We start from the raw sequence: 15617 nt of genomic DNA, 5'->3' as shown, positions 1-15617 counted from the left end.
CCTCCGCCGTCGCCGACCGCCTCAGGAGTCCCGTATGCCCTTCACCGCACCCATCCTGCCCCCGGGAGAGCCGGCCGTCGCCGTCACCCCGTACGGCAGCGCCGCCCCCACCACCCCGCCGGTCCGGCGGGTCCACCGCACAGGAGAGGCCATGGCCGACCGCAGCCCGAACCGCTTCCGCATCGACCGGAATTCCGCCGAGGAGGAGTTCGGCCTCGCCTGCCAGCGGCTGATCCCATGGCCCGGCGGGGACAAGGAGCCGCCGGTCGGCGCCATGGCCTGCTTCCTGAAGCCCGGCGGCGACTCCGACCCCGACTGCCACAACCAGGACGAGGTCATGATCATCCTCGCCGGGACCGGCAGCGTGACCCTCGACGGCGAGCTCGAACCGCCGTTCCGGGCGGGCGACATCGTCGTCCTGCCCCGCAACCAGGAGCACGTCGTCCACAACACGGGTGACGAGGAGCTGAGCTGGGTCTCCCTCTACTGGCCGCTTCGCGAGCCCGCCGTCCGTACCGCAACCGAGAACGAGGAGGTCGCCGCGTGAGCGCGACGCACTGGATCACCGCCACCCCGCCCACGCCCAACGGCGACCTGCACATCGGCCACCTCGCCGGCCCGTACCTCGCCGGTGACGTACTGCGCCGCTTCCTGGTGGCCGAAGGGGCCGGAACCGTCCGGTACACCACCGGCCTCGACGACCACCAGAGCTACGTTCCCGTCCGCGGCCTCAACGACGGCGGGCGCAAGGGTGAGGAGGTCGCCGACGGCTACGGCGCCTCCATCGAGTCCGTCTGGCGGCAGGCCGGCGCCGACTTCGACGCGATCGTCCGCCCGCGCCGTGACGTCGGATACGCGTCGGCCGTGCAGGAGTTCTTCCAGCGGCTGTACGACGCCGGGCACATCGTCGCCCGTACGAGGCCGCTGCCGTACTGCACCGGCTGCGAGCGCTGGCTGTACGAGGCGTACCTCAAGGGCGACTGCCCGCACTGCGGTTCCGGCTCCAACGGCAACGCCTGCGAGCCCTGCGGCCGCCCCAACGACTGCGCCGACCTGACCGACCCCGTCTGCACCGGCTGCGGCGCCACCCCCGAACTCCGCGACTGCGAGCGGCTCTACTTCCCCCTCGCGCCGTGGGAGGAGCAGCTCGACGCCTTCTGGGCCGAGGTCGACATGCCGCCCCACCTGCGGGCGCTCTGCGAGCGGATGCGGGCCGAGGGGCTGCCGGAGATCGCCGTCAGCCACCCCTCCGAGTGGGGCGTGCCGGTGCCGGTGGCGGGCTTCACCGAGCAGCGGATCTACGTGTGGTTCGAGATGGCCCCCGGCTATCTGCAGGAGTGGACGGGCGCCGGGGAGACCGGCCCCGCGCCCGCGCCCGTGCAGTTCTTCGGCTTCGACAACGGCTACTTCCACGCCCTGCTGTTCCCCGCGGCGTTCCGGGCGTACGACGCCGGGATCGCGCTGCCGAAGGCCTTCGTGGTCAACGAGTTCTACCGGCTCGAAGGGCTGAAGTTCTCCACCAGCCGTCGCCACGCGATCTGGGCGCACGAGGAGCTGGCCCGCACGGGTGCGGACGTCCTGCGCTACCACGTGCTCTCCGACCGGCCCAACGGTCGCCAGACCAGCTTCAGTTCGGCCGCCCTGGAGATCAGCCGCGCCCGGCTCGCGGACCGGTGGGACGGCTGGCTGGGCCGGCTGTTCACCGCCGTCGCCGAGGGCGGGGGCGTGGTCCCCGAGGAGGCGCCGCAGGGGGCGGCCTGGGAGCGGCTGCGCGCCCGGCTGACGGAGACCGTCGGTCAGCTGCGGGAGGCGTACGGGGTCGAGGGCTACGATGCCCGGCGCGCCGTCGCGCTGCTCGACGAAGTGGTGGCCCTGGCCGAGGACTTCGGATACGTCAACGGCTTCGAGGCGGAGCGGCCGGACGGCGCCCCGGCGTACCGCGCCGCGCTCTCCGCGCAGCTCGCGGTGGCCGCCGCGCTGTCGGCATGGGCCGCGCCGGCACTGCCGTACGGCTCGGCCCGGCTGGCCGAGTTCCTCGGCCTTCCGCCAGTACGGCCCGTGGACGCGGTGGCCCTGACGCCGCTGGTCCCGGGGGCGCCGGTGGCCGCCTGGCCGGGGACGGTCTTCAGTGGCTGAGTCCACGGCGGGGGGCGGGGCCGGCGGGTCCGGGTCCGGGTCCGGGTCCGGGTCCGGGTCCGGGTCGAGGTTCGGGTTCGGGTTCGGAGGTGTTGAGTCCGTGGGCGTCGAGTGTGTGCGTGTCGACGCCGCGGGTGACGAGTCCGGGCTGCCCCGTGGCGCCGTCGTGGGGCCCTTCTCCGGGCCCCGGGCCGCCTGGGGCGAGCACCTGGAGCGGGCCGCGGCCCTGCACGGGGCCGTCAACTGGGAGCTGTACGACGACCGGGGCGAGGCGGAGACGTCCCGGCAGATCGCCGAGGCCGTCGTCGCCGAGGGCCGGCACACACTGGTGATCGGCCACTTCAACAGCGCCGGCGCGCGGGCCGCGCTTCCCATCTACCGGGCGGGTGGACTGCCCGTCCTGCTGCCGCTGGCCACGACGCCGGACCTGCTCGCCGACAGCGCGGGCACGGTGCTGCGCTGGTGCCCGGACGACCGCGCCCAGGCGGCGGACCTGCTCACGGCCGTCGGCGCGGCGGGCCACACCCGGATCGCCGTCACGCACGACGGGACGGCGTACGGGGAGGGCCTGGCCCGTCTCGTACGGGACGCCTGGCCGTCGGATGCGGGCTCCGGAGCCGGTCCAGCCGGTCCCACAGCTGGTCTCGGTAGCGGCCGGGTGCCGGCCGGGCCGGTCGTCTCGGACGGCAGCGCTCCGGCGACGGGCGCCCTGCCGGGCGTCGGGCCGCTGGCGGCAGGCCGCCCCTCCGGGGGCGGTCCCGAGAGGGCCTCGGAGGCGGGCAGCGGCCCGGACATCCTCTCCGGTCCCGGGATCGACGCCGCGGCTCCGGACTCCCTGACCGCGCTCGTCGTGTGCGGGACGCACGGTGGGGCCGCGCGGGTCGGCGGGGAGTGGCGGGAGGCGGGGTTCGGTGGGGAGTTGTACTTCACCGACGACTGCGCGGTGGACGAGTTCTCCGAGCTCCTCGGGGACGCGCACCGGGGCGCCGCCCGGGTGGCTCGGATGCGCGGAGGTCCGGAGACCCACGTCATGGCCGCGTTCGCCGCGGCCACCCAGGCCCTCACGGAGGACCCGGAGCGGACCGGGCGGATCCTGCTCGCCGCTGTACGTGCCCATGCCGATCGGGCGTTCACCGCGGCCGGGGAGCCGGTGGAGGGGAGCGTGGGCTGGGACTTCGTACCCGTCCCTGTATCCGTGCCCGTACCTGCACCCGTACCTGCGCCGGAGCCGTCCACGGGCGGTGGTCACCGCGGGCGGGCCTATGACGTGATCGTCGTCGGCGCCGGTGTGGTGGGGTCCGCGACCGCCGCCGTACTCGCCCGGCAGGGTGCGCGGGTGGCGCTCGTCGCGCCGATGGACGGGCGCCGGGACCACGCGACCGCCTGGTCCGGTGGGCTCGTACGGGCCTTCGAGGCCGATCCGTACCTGCGGGGGCTCGCTCTGCGCAGCCACCAGCTGGCCTGGGGGCCCGCGGCTCATGTGCCGGGACCGTACGGCTTCGTGCCGACCGGGTCGCTCGTGCTGTGCGGTGACGCCGACCTGGAACAGGCCGAGAAGGGCGTCGCCGAGCTGAACGGGTCCGGGGTGCCGGCCGAGTTGCTGACACCGGGGACGCTCAGGGAGCGGTTCTCCGGGCTGGCGGTCGACGGGGTGACCGCGGCCGTGTGGGAGCCGGAGGGCGGCTACGCCGATCCGCCGCGCACCGCCCGCGTCTACCGGGACCGTGCCCTGGCCCACGGCGCCCGGCTGCTGCCCGCCCGGGTGCGGGAGCTGGTCGCGCCGCCCGGGGCGGACCGGGTGCGGGTCCTGCTGGAGCCTGGGGGACCCGTCGAGGCCCTGGCCGTCGTCCTGGCGGCGGGCAGCGGCACCGGGGCGATCGCCGGGCACCGGTTGAGCGGCTCGGACGCCGGGCGTACGAAGAGCATTCGGTACGGCTTCTTCCACCACCCCGACACGGCCGGTCTGCCGACCGTCGTCGACATGGTGACCGGCGTCTGGGGGCGGCCCCAGGTCACCGGGGAGGCGGCGGGCGGATACATGGCGGGGCGGCCGGTCGACGAGTGGGATGTACCCGCGGGCGGCGACGACACGCTCACCGACGAGCACGTGGCGTACATCCGCCAAGGCGCGGCCGAGCGCTGGCCCTGGCTCGCGGACCCGGCGGCCCGCTTTCTCGGCGGCCGGCAGGGCGTGGACCTCTACACCCCGCACTCCCTTCCCCACCTCGGGAGGGAACGGTCCGGCAGCCGCATCGTGCTCGCCACCGGCTGGTCGGGCGCCGGCTTCAAGACGGCCCCGGCGGCGGCCGAACTGGCGGCTGCGGAAGCCCTGGACGTCCTCTCAGGCGCCTGACACCGGGGCACCAGGCGGCCCTTCGGTCGGGCCGGTCGGGCCGGCGGCCCCGGCGTCGCCGAGCGACTTCGCGCTCGCTCGACCGGCACCGGCCGCCGCCTGGCGGCAGCCGGTCGTCGATGGCTGGTCGCACGTCAGGCAACGCCCGGTGGCCTGACGGCCCCTGGTTCCGGTCCGGTGATCCCCAGGACCGGTGACCGGGCCTGGGACCACGGCTCAGTGGCCTGGCGGCCACCGTCCGGGCCGCCCGGTGCCGGCCCGCTCGCCCGCGCTCACCGTCCGCCGACCCCTTCCCACCCCCCACCCCTCAACCCCCCCACCGGAGGTGACACCCATGACGGATCTCATGTCCCGACCCGCGTCCGACGGCGCGGAGGTGACCGGGCGACTCGGAGTTCGGGCGCTCGTCGTGTTCTACGTCAGCAGCCTCGTCGGGACCGGCATCCTGCTGGTGCCCGCGCTGACCGAGCGGCAGGCCGGGCCGGCCTCCGTGGTGGCGTGGCTGGCGCTCGCCGTCTGTTCCTATCCGTTCGCCCGGTTCTTCGCGGAGATGTCCGCCTGGCGGCCCGACGCCGCCGGTCTCGCCGCCATGGTGACCGCCGGGCTCGGGCGGCGACCCGGACGGGCCGCCGCGCTGCTGCTCGTCGCCACGTACGTCATCGGCAACCCCGTCATGGGCATCGTCTCCGCCCGCTGTCTCCTCGGCCTGCTCGGGCAGCCCGACGGGCCCGTCTACCCGATCGCCATGGGCTTCATGGCCCTCTCCGCCGCGTTCACCCTGCTCGGTCTCACCGCCGGCGCCCGGGTCCAGGCCGCCTCCCTGGTCGTGCTGCTGCTCGGGCTCGGCGGGGCCGTGGCGCTCGCCGCGCCGCGGTTCGACGCGGGGGAGTACACCCCCTTCCTCACCCAGGGCTGGGGCGGCGTCGGCATCGCCGTCGTCACCGCGTTCTTCTCCTTCCTCGGCTGGGAGAACGTCTCCACCCTCGCCGATCAGGTCGACGACCCGGCCCGCAGCTACCGACGCGCCATCCGCTGGGCCGTCCCCATCGTGGGGCTGCTCTACGCCGCCGTCACAGCCGCCTACCTGGCCGTGCCCGGCGACGAACCCGTCGTCATCACCGCCCTGCTGGGAGCCTCCCTCGGCGAGACCGGCGCCGTCGTCGGCGATCTGCTCGCCCTCGGCCTCGCGGTCGTCGCCACCAACGCCTGGGTCCTCGGCGCCACCCGCGTCGTCCGGGCCGCCGCCCGCGACCGCATCCTGCCGCGCTCCCTCGCCGACCGTCCGGTGCCCGCCACCGTCGCGCTGACCCTCGCCTACACCGCCGTCCTCGGCGGCCTGACCCTCACCGGCACCGGCGAGGAGATCGTCCTCATCGTCACCAGCAGCGCGTTCCTGCTGCTGTACGTGGCGGCGGCGGCGGCCGCCCTCCGGGCCCGCGGCACCGGGCGCGCCCTGCGCACCACCGCCGTCGTGACCCTGGTGATCGCCGCCGTCTTCCTCTCCTTCGCCGGTACCGGCCTGCTGCTCGCGCTGCTCCTCGCCGCCGGCTGCGTCGCCGTCACCGCCACCCGCTCCGCCTGACGTCCCGCTCCACCCGACCCTTTCCGCGAAAGGCCCCGCCATGAACGAGACCACTCCCGTCTACGACGTCGTCGGCGTCGGCTTCGGCCCCGCCAACCTCGCCCTGGCCATCGCCATCGAGGAGTACAACGAGCAGGCCGCGCCCGACGAGAAGCTCACCGCCGTCTTCCTGGAGAAGCAGCCCTCCTTCGGCTGGCACCGCGGCATGCTGATCCCGGACGCCACCATGCAGGTCTCGTTCCTCAAGGACCTCGCCACGATGCGCAACCCGCGGAGCCGCTTCGGTTTCGTGCCGTACCTCCACGACCGGGGCCGGCTGGTCGACTTCATCAACCACAAGGTGCTGTTCCCCACCCGCGAGGAGTTCCACGACTATCTGCAGTGGGCCGCCAACGGTGTGGATCACATGGTCCGTTACGGCCTCGAGGTCACCGCCATCCGCTCCACCACCCAGGCCGGCCCGGTCGTCGAGGTCGACGTCACCGCGCTCGGTGAGACCGAGGCGGTCACCTACCGCGCCCGCAACCTGGTCCTGGGCACCGGCCTCGTGCCCCGGATGCCCGAGGGCGTCGCGTCCTCCGAACGTCTCTGGCACAGCAGCGAGTTCCTGCACCGGCTCGCCGCGCTGCCCACGGAGACCCCGCGCCGTTTCGTCGTCGCGGGGGCCGGGCAGAGCGCCGCCGAGATCGCCGACCACCTGCACCGTACGTACGAGAACGCCGAGGTCGTCGCCGTCCACACGCGCTACGGCTACAGCCCCGCCGACGACAGCCCGTACGCGAACCGCATCTTCGACCCGGAGGCCGTCGACCTCTACCACGGCGCCGACCCGGAGGTCCGCCGCAAGCTGATGGCCTACCACCGCAACACCAACTACGGCGTCGTGGACATGGACCTGATCGAGGAGCTCTACCGCCGCTCCTACCAGGAGAAGGTCCGCGGCGAACAGCGGCTGCGCATCATGGGCGCCTCGCAGCTCACCTCGGTCGAGGCGGACGCCGACGAGGTCCGGGTGCGGGTGCGCAACCTGGCGACCGGTGAGACCGAGGCGCTCACCGCCGACGCCGTCGTCTACGCCACCGGCTACACCGAGCCCGACCCGGCCCGTCTGCTCGGCGAGCTGAACGCCGCCTGCGAGCGCGACGAGGACGGCCGGCTGCGGGTGCACCGCGACTACCGGGTGCACACCGGACCGGAGTTGGAGGCCGCCGTCTACCTGATGGGCGGCACCGAACACAGCCACGGCATCACGGCGAACCTCCTGTCGATGGCCGCCGTACGGGCGGGCGAGATCTGCGACTCGCTGGCGGCCCGCCGCCGTTCCGACAGGCGGGCACCGGTGGCGGCGCGCGGCTGAAGCCCGTAGAACCCCAGAAGCACCGCAGCACGGACGCACGTCGGTACGTACGACCCCAGAAGAGGACACATGAGCACCGCCGCCGAACAGGTACCCGCACCGGACGAACTGGCTCCTACCGAACGCACCCGGCTGCGCCGGATGCGCCACAAGGGCAGCCACCGGCGCGCCGATCTGGAGGCGGTGCTCGCCGCCGGCTTCCTCTGCCACCTCGGCGTCACCGTCGACGGCACCACGATGGTGGTGCCCACGGCGTACGGCACCGACGGCGACCGGCTCTATCTGCACGGCTCGGTCGCCAGTCGCAGCCTGGTCCAGGCCCCCGACGCGACCGTCTGCGTCACGGTGACGCACGTCGACGGCCTGGTACTCGCCCGCTCCGTGTTCGAGCACGGCGTCAACTACCGCTGCGCGATGATCTACGGCGTACCGCGTCTTGTGACCGACCCGGAGGAGAAGCTGCGGGGGCTGCGGGCGCTCACGGAGCAGTGCGCGCCGGGGCAGTGGGAGTACGCCCGGCAGCCCAGCCGCAAGGAGCTCGCGGCGACCGCGGTCGTGGCGCTCGACCTCGTCGAGGCCTCGGTGAAGATCGCCGTCGGTCCGCCGGACGACGGTGACGGGCCGGACGCGGAACTGGGGCTGTGGGCCGGGGTGCTGCCGGTCGTCACCACCTTCGGGGAGCCGGTCGCCGACCCCGTCCTGCCGGCCGGCATCGAGCCGCCCGCGCACATCGCGGCGCGCGCGGGCCGCGTCCTGACCGGGGAGCAGGTGCAGGCATGACGCGCACCACCGACGCCACCGGGAGCACCGACGGGACCGCGCGCACCAACGCCTCCGCGCGCGCCGCCGACCGCGCCCATGTCTTCCACTCCTGGTCCGCGCAGGCGCAGACCGATCCGCTGCCCGTGGCCGGTGCCTCCGGCGCGTACTTCTGGGACCACGAGGGCAACCGCTACCTCGACTTCTCCTCCCAGCTCGTCTACACCAACATCGGCCACCAGCACCCACGGGTCGTCGCCGCGATCCAGGAGCAGGCGGGGCAGTTGTGCACCGTCGCCCCGAGCTTCGCCGTCGACGTCCGCTCGGAGGCGGCCCGGCTGATCGCCGAGCACACGCCCGGGGATCTGGACCGGATCTTCTTCACCACGGGCGGCGCGGAGGCGGTCGAGCACGCGGTACGGATGGCCCGGCTGCACACCGGCCGCCACAAGGTCCTGTCCGCGTACCGCTCGTACCACGGCGCCACCTCCACCGCGATGCATCTGACCGGTGACCCGCGCCGCTGGCCCTCGGACACGGGCGCGGCAGGGGTCGTCCACTTCTGGGGTCCGTACGCCTATCGGTCGTCCTTCCACGCCACGGACGAGCAGCAGGAGTGCGAGCGGGCCCTGCGTCACCTGGAGGAGACGATCGTCGGGGAGGGGCCCGGCACGATCGCGGCGGTCCTGCTCGAGTCGGTGGTCGGTACGGCGGGTGTCCTGGTGCCCCCGGACGGCTATCTCGCCGGGGTGCGCGCGCTGTGCGACCGCTACGGCATCGTGTTCGTCCTGGACGAGGTGATGGCCGGCTTCGGGCGTACGGGGCGCTGGTTCGCGGCCGACCACTGGGGCGTGGTCCCGGACCTGCTCACCTTCGCCAAGGGGGTCAACTCCGGTTACGTACCGCTGGGCGGGGTCGCGATCGGCGAGAAGATCGCCGCGACCTTCGCCGACCGTCCGTACCCCGGCGGCCTCACCTACTCCGGGCATCCGCTGGCCTGCGCGGCGGCGGTGGCCACCATCGAGACCATGCGCGCCGAGCGCGTCGTCGAGCACGCCGCCGACCTCGGCGCGCGCGTTCTCGGCCCGGGGCTGCGCGACCTCGCCGCCCGGCACCGCAGCGTGGGCGAGGTCCGGGGGCTGGGTGCCTTCTGGGCCCTGGAGCTGGTCGCCGACCGCACCACGCGTGAACCGCTCGTCCCCTACGCGGCCACCGGCGAGGCGGCCGCGCCGATGGGCCGGGTCGCCGCGGCGTGCAAGGCGCGCGGGCTGTGGCCCTTCGTCCACATGAACCGTATCCATGTCGCCCCGCCCTGCAACCTGACGGAGGCGGAGGCGAAGGAGGGGCTCGCGATCCTGGACGAGGCGCTGGAGGTCGCGGACGCGGAGACGCGCTGATCCAGCGCCGGGCGCGAACGGTGTAGCCCTGCTTCATCGTCACTGAAGAACTACTCGCTTGTGCTGACGCGTCGGGGTGCGGCAGGTTCGCAGACATGCGATCCGATTCACCCTGGCGCGTATCCGACTTCCGTACGTTGTTCTCCGCCGCCGTCCTCAGCCACCTCGGCACCAACGCCGGATACGTCGCCGTCCCCCTGATCGCCGTCGAGGCCCTGGACGCGAGCCCCGGCGAGGTGGGGGCGCTCGCCACCCTCGCCACCCTGGCCTTCCTGCTCATCGGCCTTCCCGCCGGGGCCTGGGTGGACCGGCTGCCCCAACGACGCGTCCTGATCGCGGCGGACACGGCCCGCGGACTGCTCTTCGCCTCCGTGCCCGTCGCCTGGTGGTGCGACGCCCTGACCCTCACCCAGCTCTACGCCGTCGTGCTGCTCAGCGGCTGCGCCACCGTCTTCTACGACGTGACCGGGCAGAGCATCCTGCCCCGCTTCGTCGGGCGGGACGGACTCGTCCAGGCCAACGCGGCCATGGTCAGCCTGATGGCCGTCACCAACGTCGTCGGTCGCGGAGCGGGCGGTGGCCTGGTCCAGCTGCTCACCGCCCCGCTGGCGGTGGCGGGGGCGGCGGTGAGCCATCTGGCCTCCGCCGTACGGCTCCTGTGGCTGAAGGAGGCGGCGGCGCCCGCCGTACCGGCCGACCGGACGCGGGAACCGCTGCGCGCACAGATCGCGGCCGGCGTACGGCACGTCCTCGGGAACAAGGAGCTGCGGGCGCTCGCCCTGTGCGCCGCGCTCACCAACCTCGGCTCGCAGATCCTCAACACGATGATGCCGGTGCTGTTCGTTCGCGAACTGGGGCTCTCCGCAGGGATGCTGGGTATCTACTGGGCGGCCGGCGGCCTCGGGCTGCTGCTCGGCTCCCGCTGTGCGCGGTCGGTGGCGGCCCGCCTCGGCTACGGGCGCACCCTGGGCCTGGCGGGTCTCGTGCTGGCCCCCGCCGGACTGCTCGTCCCGCTCATCGGGCAGGGCCTGTGGCTGTGGGTCGCGGGCGCCGGGTGGCTGCTCGCGATGTTCAAGACCGGCATCGACAACGTCCTCGGCGTCAGCCTGCGTCAGCGGATGACCCCGGACGCCATGCTCGGCCGCATGAACGCGACCTTCCGGTTCCTGCTCACGGGCGCGCTCGCGGTCGGGGCGGCGATCGCGGGGCTGCTGGGGGAGCTCGTCGGCATCCACCCGACCATGTGGGTGGGCGGCGCGTTGCTCGCCACGGCGTTCCTGCCGGTGTTCCTCTCGCCGGTGAGAACCCGCCAGGACCTCCCGCCCCAGGCCGCTCCCACTCCCACTCCCACTCCTACTCCTACGACGCCCCGACCCGCGGCGGAGGCGAAGGGCACCGGGGCGACCACTTCTTGACCGGCCTGGTCGGCCGGGGCCGGCGGGGCGCTCAGTCCGGCAGGAGCTGGACGTCCAGGCGGTCGAGGTGGGGCGGGTCCATCAGAAGGTCGAGGGCCGTGACGCGGCCGTCGATGACCGTGAAGGCGACCACCGACACCGGCGGGCCGGCCGGTGCCCACGCCAGTCCGGCCGCTCCGTCCACCAGCGCGAGACGCGCCGACCGACTCCGGCCGGCGAAGCTCTCCGCCACCGCCAAGGCCCCGTGCGCGATGCCGGCCCCGCTCCGTACCGCCTCCCCGTCCGTCCGCAGCACCACATCGGCGTCGAGGAGCGCGAGCAGCGCGTCCACATCCCCGCTCCGCGCCGCGGTGAGGAAGGCGGCGACGACCTCGCGCTGGCGCGGCAGGTCAGGTTCCGGCATCTCCTCCGTGCCCTGCACCCGCCGCCTCGCCCGGGCCGCGAGCTGCCGGGCGGCGGCGGGGGTGCGCTCCACGATCGGCGCGATCTCCTCGAAGGGGACGGCGAACAGGTCGTGGAGCACGTAGGCCAGCCGTTCGGCGGGCGTCAGCGTGTCCAGGGCGGAGAGCATCGCCGGGCCGGCCGGGTCGGCGAGCAGCGCCCGCTCCTCGGGGTCCGTGACCTGCTCGGGCCGGTGCGGCTGTCCAGGCTCGCCCGCGCCCCACGGGTCCCAGGGGTCTCCGCGCCGCGCCTCGCGGGACCGCAGCAGGTCCAGGCAGACCCGGGCGACCGCCGTGATCGGCCGGTCGGCCGGATCGCCGGGGCCCAGGTCGGGGGAGCCGGAGCCGGAGCCGGAGCGGCTCAGCCGCAGCCGCAGCCGCGCCTCCCGGACGGCGTCGTCCGCCTCGGCGAGCGAGCCGAGCATCCGGTACGCGACCGCCCGCAGCCGCGGCCCGTACTCCTCGAAGCGGTCCACCGAGGCCACGAGATCACGACCGTCATGGTTCACCGCGTGATCGACCACCACTCGGAACCTCCGTAAGCGGTCAGTCGCCGTGCCCCGGTCCGCCGCTGCCGAAGCCGCCGCTGGAGATCCCGCCCCACTTGCGCTTCTCCTCGCTCGGCGGTTCGGGCGAGGTCTCGCTGCCGTCCTTCAGCTGGTACGGCATGAGCCGGTGCTCGCCGTCGGTCCGCGGCATCTCGGCGGGCCTGCGGTATTCGGACGTCTCGCCGGGCAGCCCACCCTCGGGCCGGTGCGGCTGCTCCTCGGGTTTGGGTGTCGGGGACTCCTTGTCCCTGATGCGCATACCCAGCACGAACGCGCCGATCAGAACGGCGACCACGACCAGGCCGCCGAGGACCTGGGCCAGCCCCGACTGCCAGATCCCGGCTGCCGTGGTGACCCCTGCGGAATCGATGAGGAAAGCGTTCATGTCCTACACCTACCCGCTCTGGGGCGGTATGGGACATTTTGCTTCCCGCGGTCGTGTGAAATTTCCGCGCGGACGAGTTTCACTTCGCGTCCGCGTACCGCTCCACCGTCGCCGTCGTGAACGGGAAACGCACCGGCGTCTGTCCGAACGCGATCCGTCCGGCCTCGTCCCCCGCCGCGCGGATCGCCTCCGTGACCGCCTCCGCCTCCTCGGCCGGGCAGTGCACGATCACCTCGTCGTGCTGGAAGAAGACCAGCTCGGCCCGCATCCCCGCGGTGGCGCGGCGCAGCGCGGCGAGCATCAGCAGCGCCCAGTCCGCGGCGCTGCCCTGAACGACGAAGTTACGGGTGAAGCGGCCGCGCGCCCGCGCGTTGCTGGAGGCGTATCCGGGGGTGAACTCGGCGTCCGCCGCCGGTGGCTCGCCGCCCTCCTGCGGGATGCCCGCCTCCTCGTCCTCGCCGGCGCCGACCGCGCGCGGACTGGTCCGGCCGAGCCAGGTCCGGACGAGCCGGCCCTCCTCGCCGGCCTTCGCCGCGTCGTCGACATAGGCCACGGCCTTCGGGAAGCGGCGGCGCAGCGCGGCCAGGTTCTTCAGTCCGTCGCCGCTGGTCTGGCCGTAGACGGCGCCGAGCAGCGCGAGCTTGGCGTGCTCGCGGTCGCCGGAGAACGCGCGGTCCGAGAGCCGGGTGTACAGGTCGTCGGGGTGCCCGGCGACCTCCATCAGGCCGGGGTCGCGGGAGATCGCCGCCAGCACCCGGGGCTCCATCTGGTCGGCGTCGGCGACGACCAGCCGCCAGCCCGCGTCGGCGACGACGGCCCGCCGGATGACCTTGGGGATCTGCAGGGCGCCCCCGCCGTTGGTGGTCCAGCGGCCGCTGACCGTGCCGCCGGGCAGGTACTCGGGGCGGAAGCGGCCGTCGCGCACCCAGTCCTGGAGCCAGGACCAGCCGTGGGCCGTCCAGATCCGGTACAGCTTCTTGTAGGCGATGAGCGGCTTCACCGCCGGGTGGTCGAGCTCCTCCAGCTCCCAGCGGCGGGTGGACCGCACCCGGATACCGGCCTGGGCGAAGGCCTTGACCACGTCGGCGGGCAGGTCGGGCCGGACGCGGCGGCCGAAGGCGGCCGAGACCTCGTCGGCGAGCTCGGCCAGCCGGCGCGGCTCGCCGCCTCCCGCGTACCGCTCGCCGAGCAGCTCGTGCAGCAGCTCCCGGTGCACATCGGCCCGCCACGGGAGCCCGGCCCGGTGCATCTCGGCGGCCACGAGCATCCCCGCGGACTCGGCCGCCGTGAGCAGCCGCATGCGCCCCGGGTGCTCGGTGCGGTCGTGCCGCCGCTGCTGCTCGGCGTACACCTCGAGAAGGCCCTCGAAGGGGATCCTGGAGGACGGCACCGGCTCGAAGAGCGAGTCCTGGGAGCCGGGCTCGGCGGCCCTCTGCGGCGGATCGGGCGGTACGGGGGCGTTCCGCAGCCGCGCGAGGGCGGCGGCGGCGGACCGGGGCTCCCCGAGCCGCCCCTCGTGGCCGAGGAGCAGCTGCTCGGCCACCTCGATGTCGTAACACCGCTCGACGCGTACGCCGGCGGCGAGGAGCCGCGGAAGGACCTCGGCGCTCGACCGCCACACCCAGCGGGCGACGCCGGGCCGTGCGCGCACGGCCTCGACGAGATCCGCCTCGCGGACGACGGCCCCGGCGGGCAGCCCGTCGGGACCGAGCGGGACGAGCAGCGCTCCGTCCCCCTCCGCCTCACCGGCCAGCGCCCACCTCTCGCTCATGGGTGCGAGTCTGGCACCTGCCACTGACAGCACCTGGCCACCGCACCGATGGCGTCGCCGCGGACGTCGATCCTGCTCGTACCGCCGCGTGCCTGTTTCCGCTGCGGGCCGCCGCCGCAGCGCGCCCGCTCACGCCGCTACAACGCGGCCGCTCGCACGCAACGGGCGCCGCCACGCCCCCTCGTGCCGTTCGCGCGCAGCGGGGCCTTCACGCCGCCTTGTGGAAGAGCGCCGCGGCCTCGCCCCTGGAGCCCACTCCGAGCTTCGTCAGGATGTTGGCGACGTGGAACTTCACCGTCGACTCGCTGATGTGGAGTTCCTGCGCGATCCGGCGGTTGCGGTGGCCGAGCGCCAGCTGGGTCAGGACCTCCAGCTCGCGGCCGCCGAGGCCGGTGAGCGGGTCCACGGCCGTGGCCGGTGCGTCCGGGGTGGCCAGCGGGAGGGTCGCCGTGATCGTCGTGCCCCAGCCGGGGACGGCGTCCAGCTCCAGCCGGCCGCCGAGCACCTCCAGCCGGTCGGTGATGCTGCCCGCACCGAGCGGGCAGGCGTCCAGGGCGCCCGCGCCGTCGTCCCGCAGCGTGGCCCGCAGCTCGTGCTCCGTGATCTGCCAGTCGACGCGGACCCGGCTCACCGAGTCCTGTTCCAGGACCACGAGCAGGAGCGCACGGACGATCGCCCGCGCGCCGTGCGCCACGTCCGCCGCCAGTGAGCGCGGGCTGTCCGGCGGCGGGCCGAGTTCGAGCCGTACGGGGCTGTGCCGCAGCATCGTCCGCAGCCCGTCCGCGAGCCGCTCGAAGGCCTCCCGGGCCGGCTCCTCGGCGACCGCGCGGTCCCGCTTCGACTCCGCCCGCATCTCGATGAGCGCGCTGACGGCGAGGTCCGTGGCGGTCGCCCGGGCCGCTCCGTCCTCCAGGGCCCGGCTGCGGAGCACCCCGAGGATCCCGGAGAGCGCGGCCGCGTGCGTCGTCGTCAGCTCCGCGATCACCCGGGCCCGGGTGTCGGCCGCCGCCCGCGAACGGGCCAGGGCACCCGGCAGGGCCTCCACCGCGAACCGGTCGAAGTGACTGGTTACCAGGTCCCAGAGGGCCTGCGCGACGGCCAGGATCTCGTCCCGTACGGGTCCGGCGCCGGCGCCGTCCTCCCGTACGAGCACGAGGACCGAGCGGCGCGCCGTCGCGTCGCTGGTGACGGCGACGACCTCGCGCTCCGCGCCGCCGACCGTCGCCCGGCCCTGCCAGGGCTCGCCGGGTGTGCCGGAGGCCAGCAGCGGCGTGAGTTCGGCAGCGGTGAGAAGGCCGGTCTCACCGACCACCTTGAAGGGCGAGTGCGCGCAGTGCGTGGAGAGTTCGGCGGCGGTCCGGTGCGGGATCAGCGGCGCGAGCGCGGCCGACAGCCGGGGCAGGATCTCGCCGAGCGGCTGCCGGATGATCTCGTACGCGGTGGTCAGCGTGGTCGCGTCCATGGGATCAGCGTA

General features: G+C 74.3%; 12 protein-coding genes. 8 read left to right on the top strand and 4 right to left on the bottom strand.

The genetic code is table 11. The annotated features are described in order from the left end of the window. Positions 1-34: 34 nt before the first annotated feature. The 8 genes from ACFYV5_RS13650 (at position 35) to ACFYV5_RS13615 (ending at position 10999) form a co-directional block, all read left to right on the top strand. The gene (locus ACFYV5_RS13650) at positions 35-547 is read left to right on the top strand and encodes a cupin domain-containing protein (RefSeq protein ID WP_389168122.1); all 513 of its coding nucleotides are present in this window, start codon (positions 35-37) and stop codon (positions 545-547) included. Beyond that, a complete protein-coding gene (locus tag ACFYV5_RS13645) occupies positions 544-2136 on the top strand; it encodes a class I tRNA ligase family protein (protein WP_389168120.1) in 1593 nt (530 codons plus the stop codon). The genes ACFYV5_RS13650 and ACFYV5_RS13645 overlap by 4 nt, the downstream gene beginning before the upstream one ends. A gap of 100 nt (positions 2137-2236) precedes the next feature. Further along, positions 2237-4489: an FAD-dependent oxidoreductase gene (locus ACFYV5_RS13640; protein WP_389168117.1), complete on the top strand. Its 2253-nt coding sequence runs from the start codon at positions 2237-2239 to the stop codon at positions 4487-4489. A gap of 334 nt (positions 4490-4823) precedes the next feature. After that, positions 4824-6071, top strand: coding sequence for an APC family permease (locus ACFYV5_RS13635; RefSeq protein WP_389168114.1), 1248 nt, complete (start codon positions 4824-4826; stop codon positions 6069-6071). 40 nt (positions 6072-6111) lie between these two features. Next, positions 6112-7428: a lysine N(6)-hydroxylase/L-ornithine N(5)-oxygenase family protein gene (locus tag ACFYV5_RS13630; protein ID WP_355113182.1), complete on the top strand. Its 1317-nt coding sequence runs from the start codon at positions 6112-6114 to the stop codon at positions 7426-7428. 69 nt (positions 7429-7497) lie between these two features. After that, positions 7498-8208: a pyridoxamine 5'-phosphate oxidase family protein gene (locus tag ACFYV5_RS13625; protein ID WP_355113181.1), complete on the top strand. Its 711-nt coding sequence runs from the start codon at positions 7498-7500 to the stop codon at positions 8206-8208. After that, entirely contained in the window at positions 8205-9584 is a 1380-nt protein-coding gene (locus ACFYV5_RS13620; RefSeq protein WP_389168111.1) for an aspartate aminotransferase family protein, read from the top strand. Before ACFYV5_RS13625 ends, ACFYV5_RS13620 begins: the two co-directional genes overlap by 4 nt. A gap of 95 nt (positions 9585-9679) precedes the next feature. Beyond that, positions 9680-10999 carry an MFS transporter gene (locus tag ACFYV5_RS13615; protein ID WP_389168108.1) on the top strand — a complete coding sequence of 440 codons (1320 nt, stop codon included), beginning with the start codon at positions 9680-9682 and terminating at the stop codon, positions 10997-10999. A gap of 31 nt (positions 11000-11030) precedes the next feature. Here ACFYV5_RS13615 and ACFYV5_RS13610 read toward each other — a convergent pair whose 3' ends face one another. The 4 genes from ACFYV5_RS13610 to ACFYV5_RS13595 all read right to left on the bottom strand — a co-directional run bounded on the left by ACFYV5_RS13610 (position 11031) and on the right by ACFYV5_RS13595 (position 15605). Beyond that, entirely contained in the window at positions 11031-11966 is a 936-nt protein-coding gene (locus ACFYV5_RS13610) for a sigma factor-like helix-turn-helix DNA-binding protein (protein ID WP_389168105.1), read from the bottom strand. Positions 11967-11985: 19 nt separating this feature from the next. Next, on the bottom strand, positions 11986-12372 hold the full coding sequence (locus ACFYV5_RS13605; RefSeq protein WP_389168103.1) for a DUF6479 family protein: 387 nt from the start codon (positions 12370-12372) through the stop codon (positions 11986-11988). A 79-nt stretch (positions 12373-12451) separates the two neighbouring features. After that, positions 12452-14143, bottom strand: a complete 1692-nt coding sequence (locus ACFYV5_RS13600; protein ID WP_389168100.1) for a bifunctional 3'-5' exonuclease/DNA polymerase — start codon at positions 14141-14143, stop codon at positions 12452-12454. A gap of 208 nt (positions 14144-14351) precedes the next feature. Next, positions 14352-15605, bottom strand: coding sequence for a LuxR C-terminal-related transcriptional regulator (locus ACFYV5_RS13595; RefSeq protein ID WP_389168097.1), 1254 nt, complete (start codon positions 15603-15605; stop codon positions 14352-14354). Positions 15606-15617 lie beyond the last annotated feature (12 nt).

This window comes from Streptomyces sp. NPDC003035 (genome assembly GCF_042888285.1).
Lineage (GTDB): Bacteria > Actinomycetota > Actinomycetes > Streptomycetales > Streptomycetaceae > Streptomyces.
Note: the sequence above shows the minus strand (reverse complement) of the source record. Positions and strands in the feature narration are given on the sequence as shown.

What these genes read in the sequence shown, in the direction of transcription:
- ACFYV5_RS13595 (WP_389168097.1), bottom strand. Translation starts at nt 15,605, where the DNA reads ATGGACGCGACCACGCTGACCACCGCGTACGAGATCATCCGGCAGCCG.
- ACFYV5_RS13630 (WP_355113182.1), top strand. Translation starts at nt 6,112, where the DNA reads ATGAACGAGACCACTCCCGTCTACGACGTCGTCGGCGTCGGCTTCGGC.
- ACFYV5_RS13620 (WP_389168111.1), top strand. Translation starts at nt 8,205, where the DNA reads ATGACGCGCACCACCGACGCCACCGGGAGCACCGACGGGACCGCGCGC.
- ACFYV5_RS13605 (WP_389168103.1), bottom strand. Translation starts at nt 12,372, where the DNA reads ATGAACGCTTTCCTCATCGATTCCGCAGGGGTCACCACGGCAGCCGGG.
- ACFYV5_RS13650 (WP_389168122.1), top strand. Translation starts at nt 35, where the DNA reads ATGCCCTTCACCGCACCCATCCTGCCCCCGGGAGAGCCGGCCGTCGCC.
- ACFYV5_RS13635 (WP_389168114.1), top strand. Translation starts at nt 4,824, where the DNA reads ATGACGGATCTCATGTCCCGACCCGCGTCCGACGGCGCGGAGGTGACC.
- ACFYV5_RS13625 (WP_355113181.1), top strand. Translation starts at nt 7,498, where the DNA reads ATGAGCACCGCCGCCGAACAGGTACCCGCACCGGACGAACTGGCTCCT.
- ACFYV5_RS13600 (WP_389168100.1), bottom strand. Translation starts at nt 14,143, where the DNA reads ATGAGCGAGAGGTGGGCGCTGGCCGGTGAGGCGGAGGGGGACGGAGCG.
- ACFYV5_RS13615 (WP_389168108.1), top strand. Translation starts at nt 9,680, where the DNA reads ATGCGATCCGATTCACCCTGGCGCGTATCCGACTTCCGTACGTTGTTC.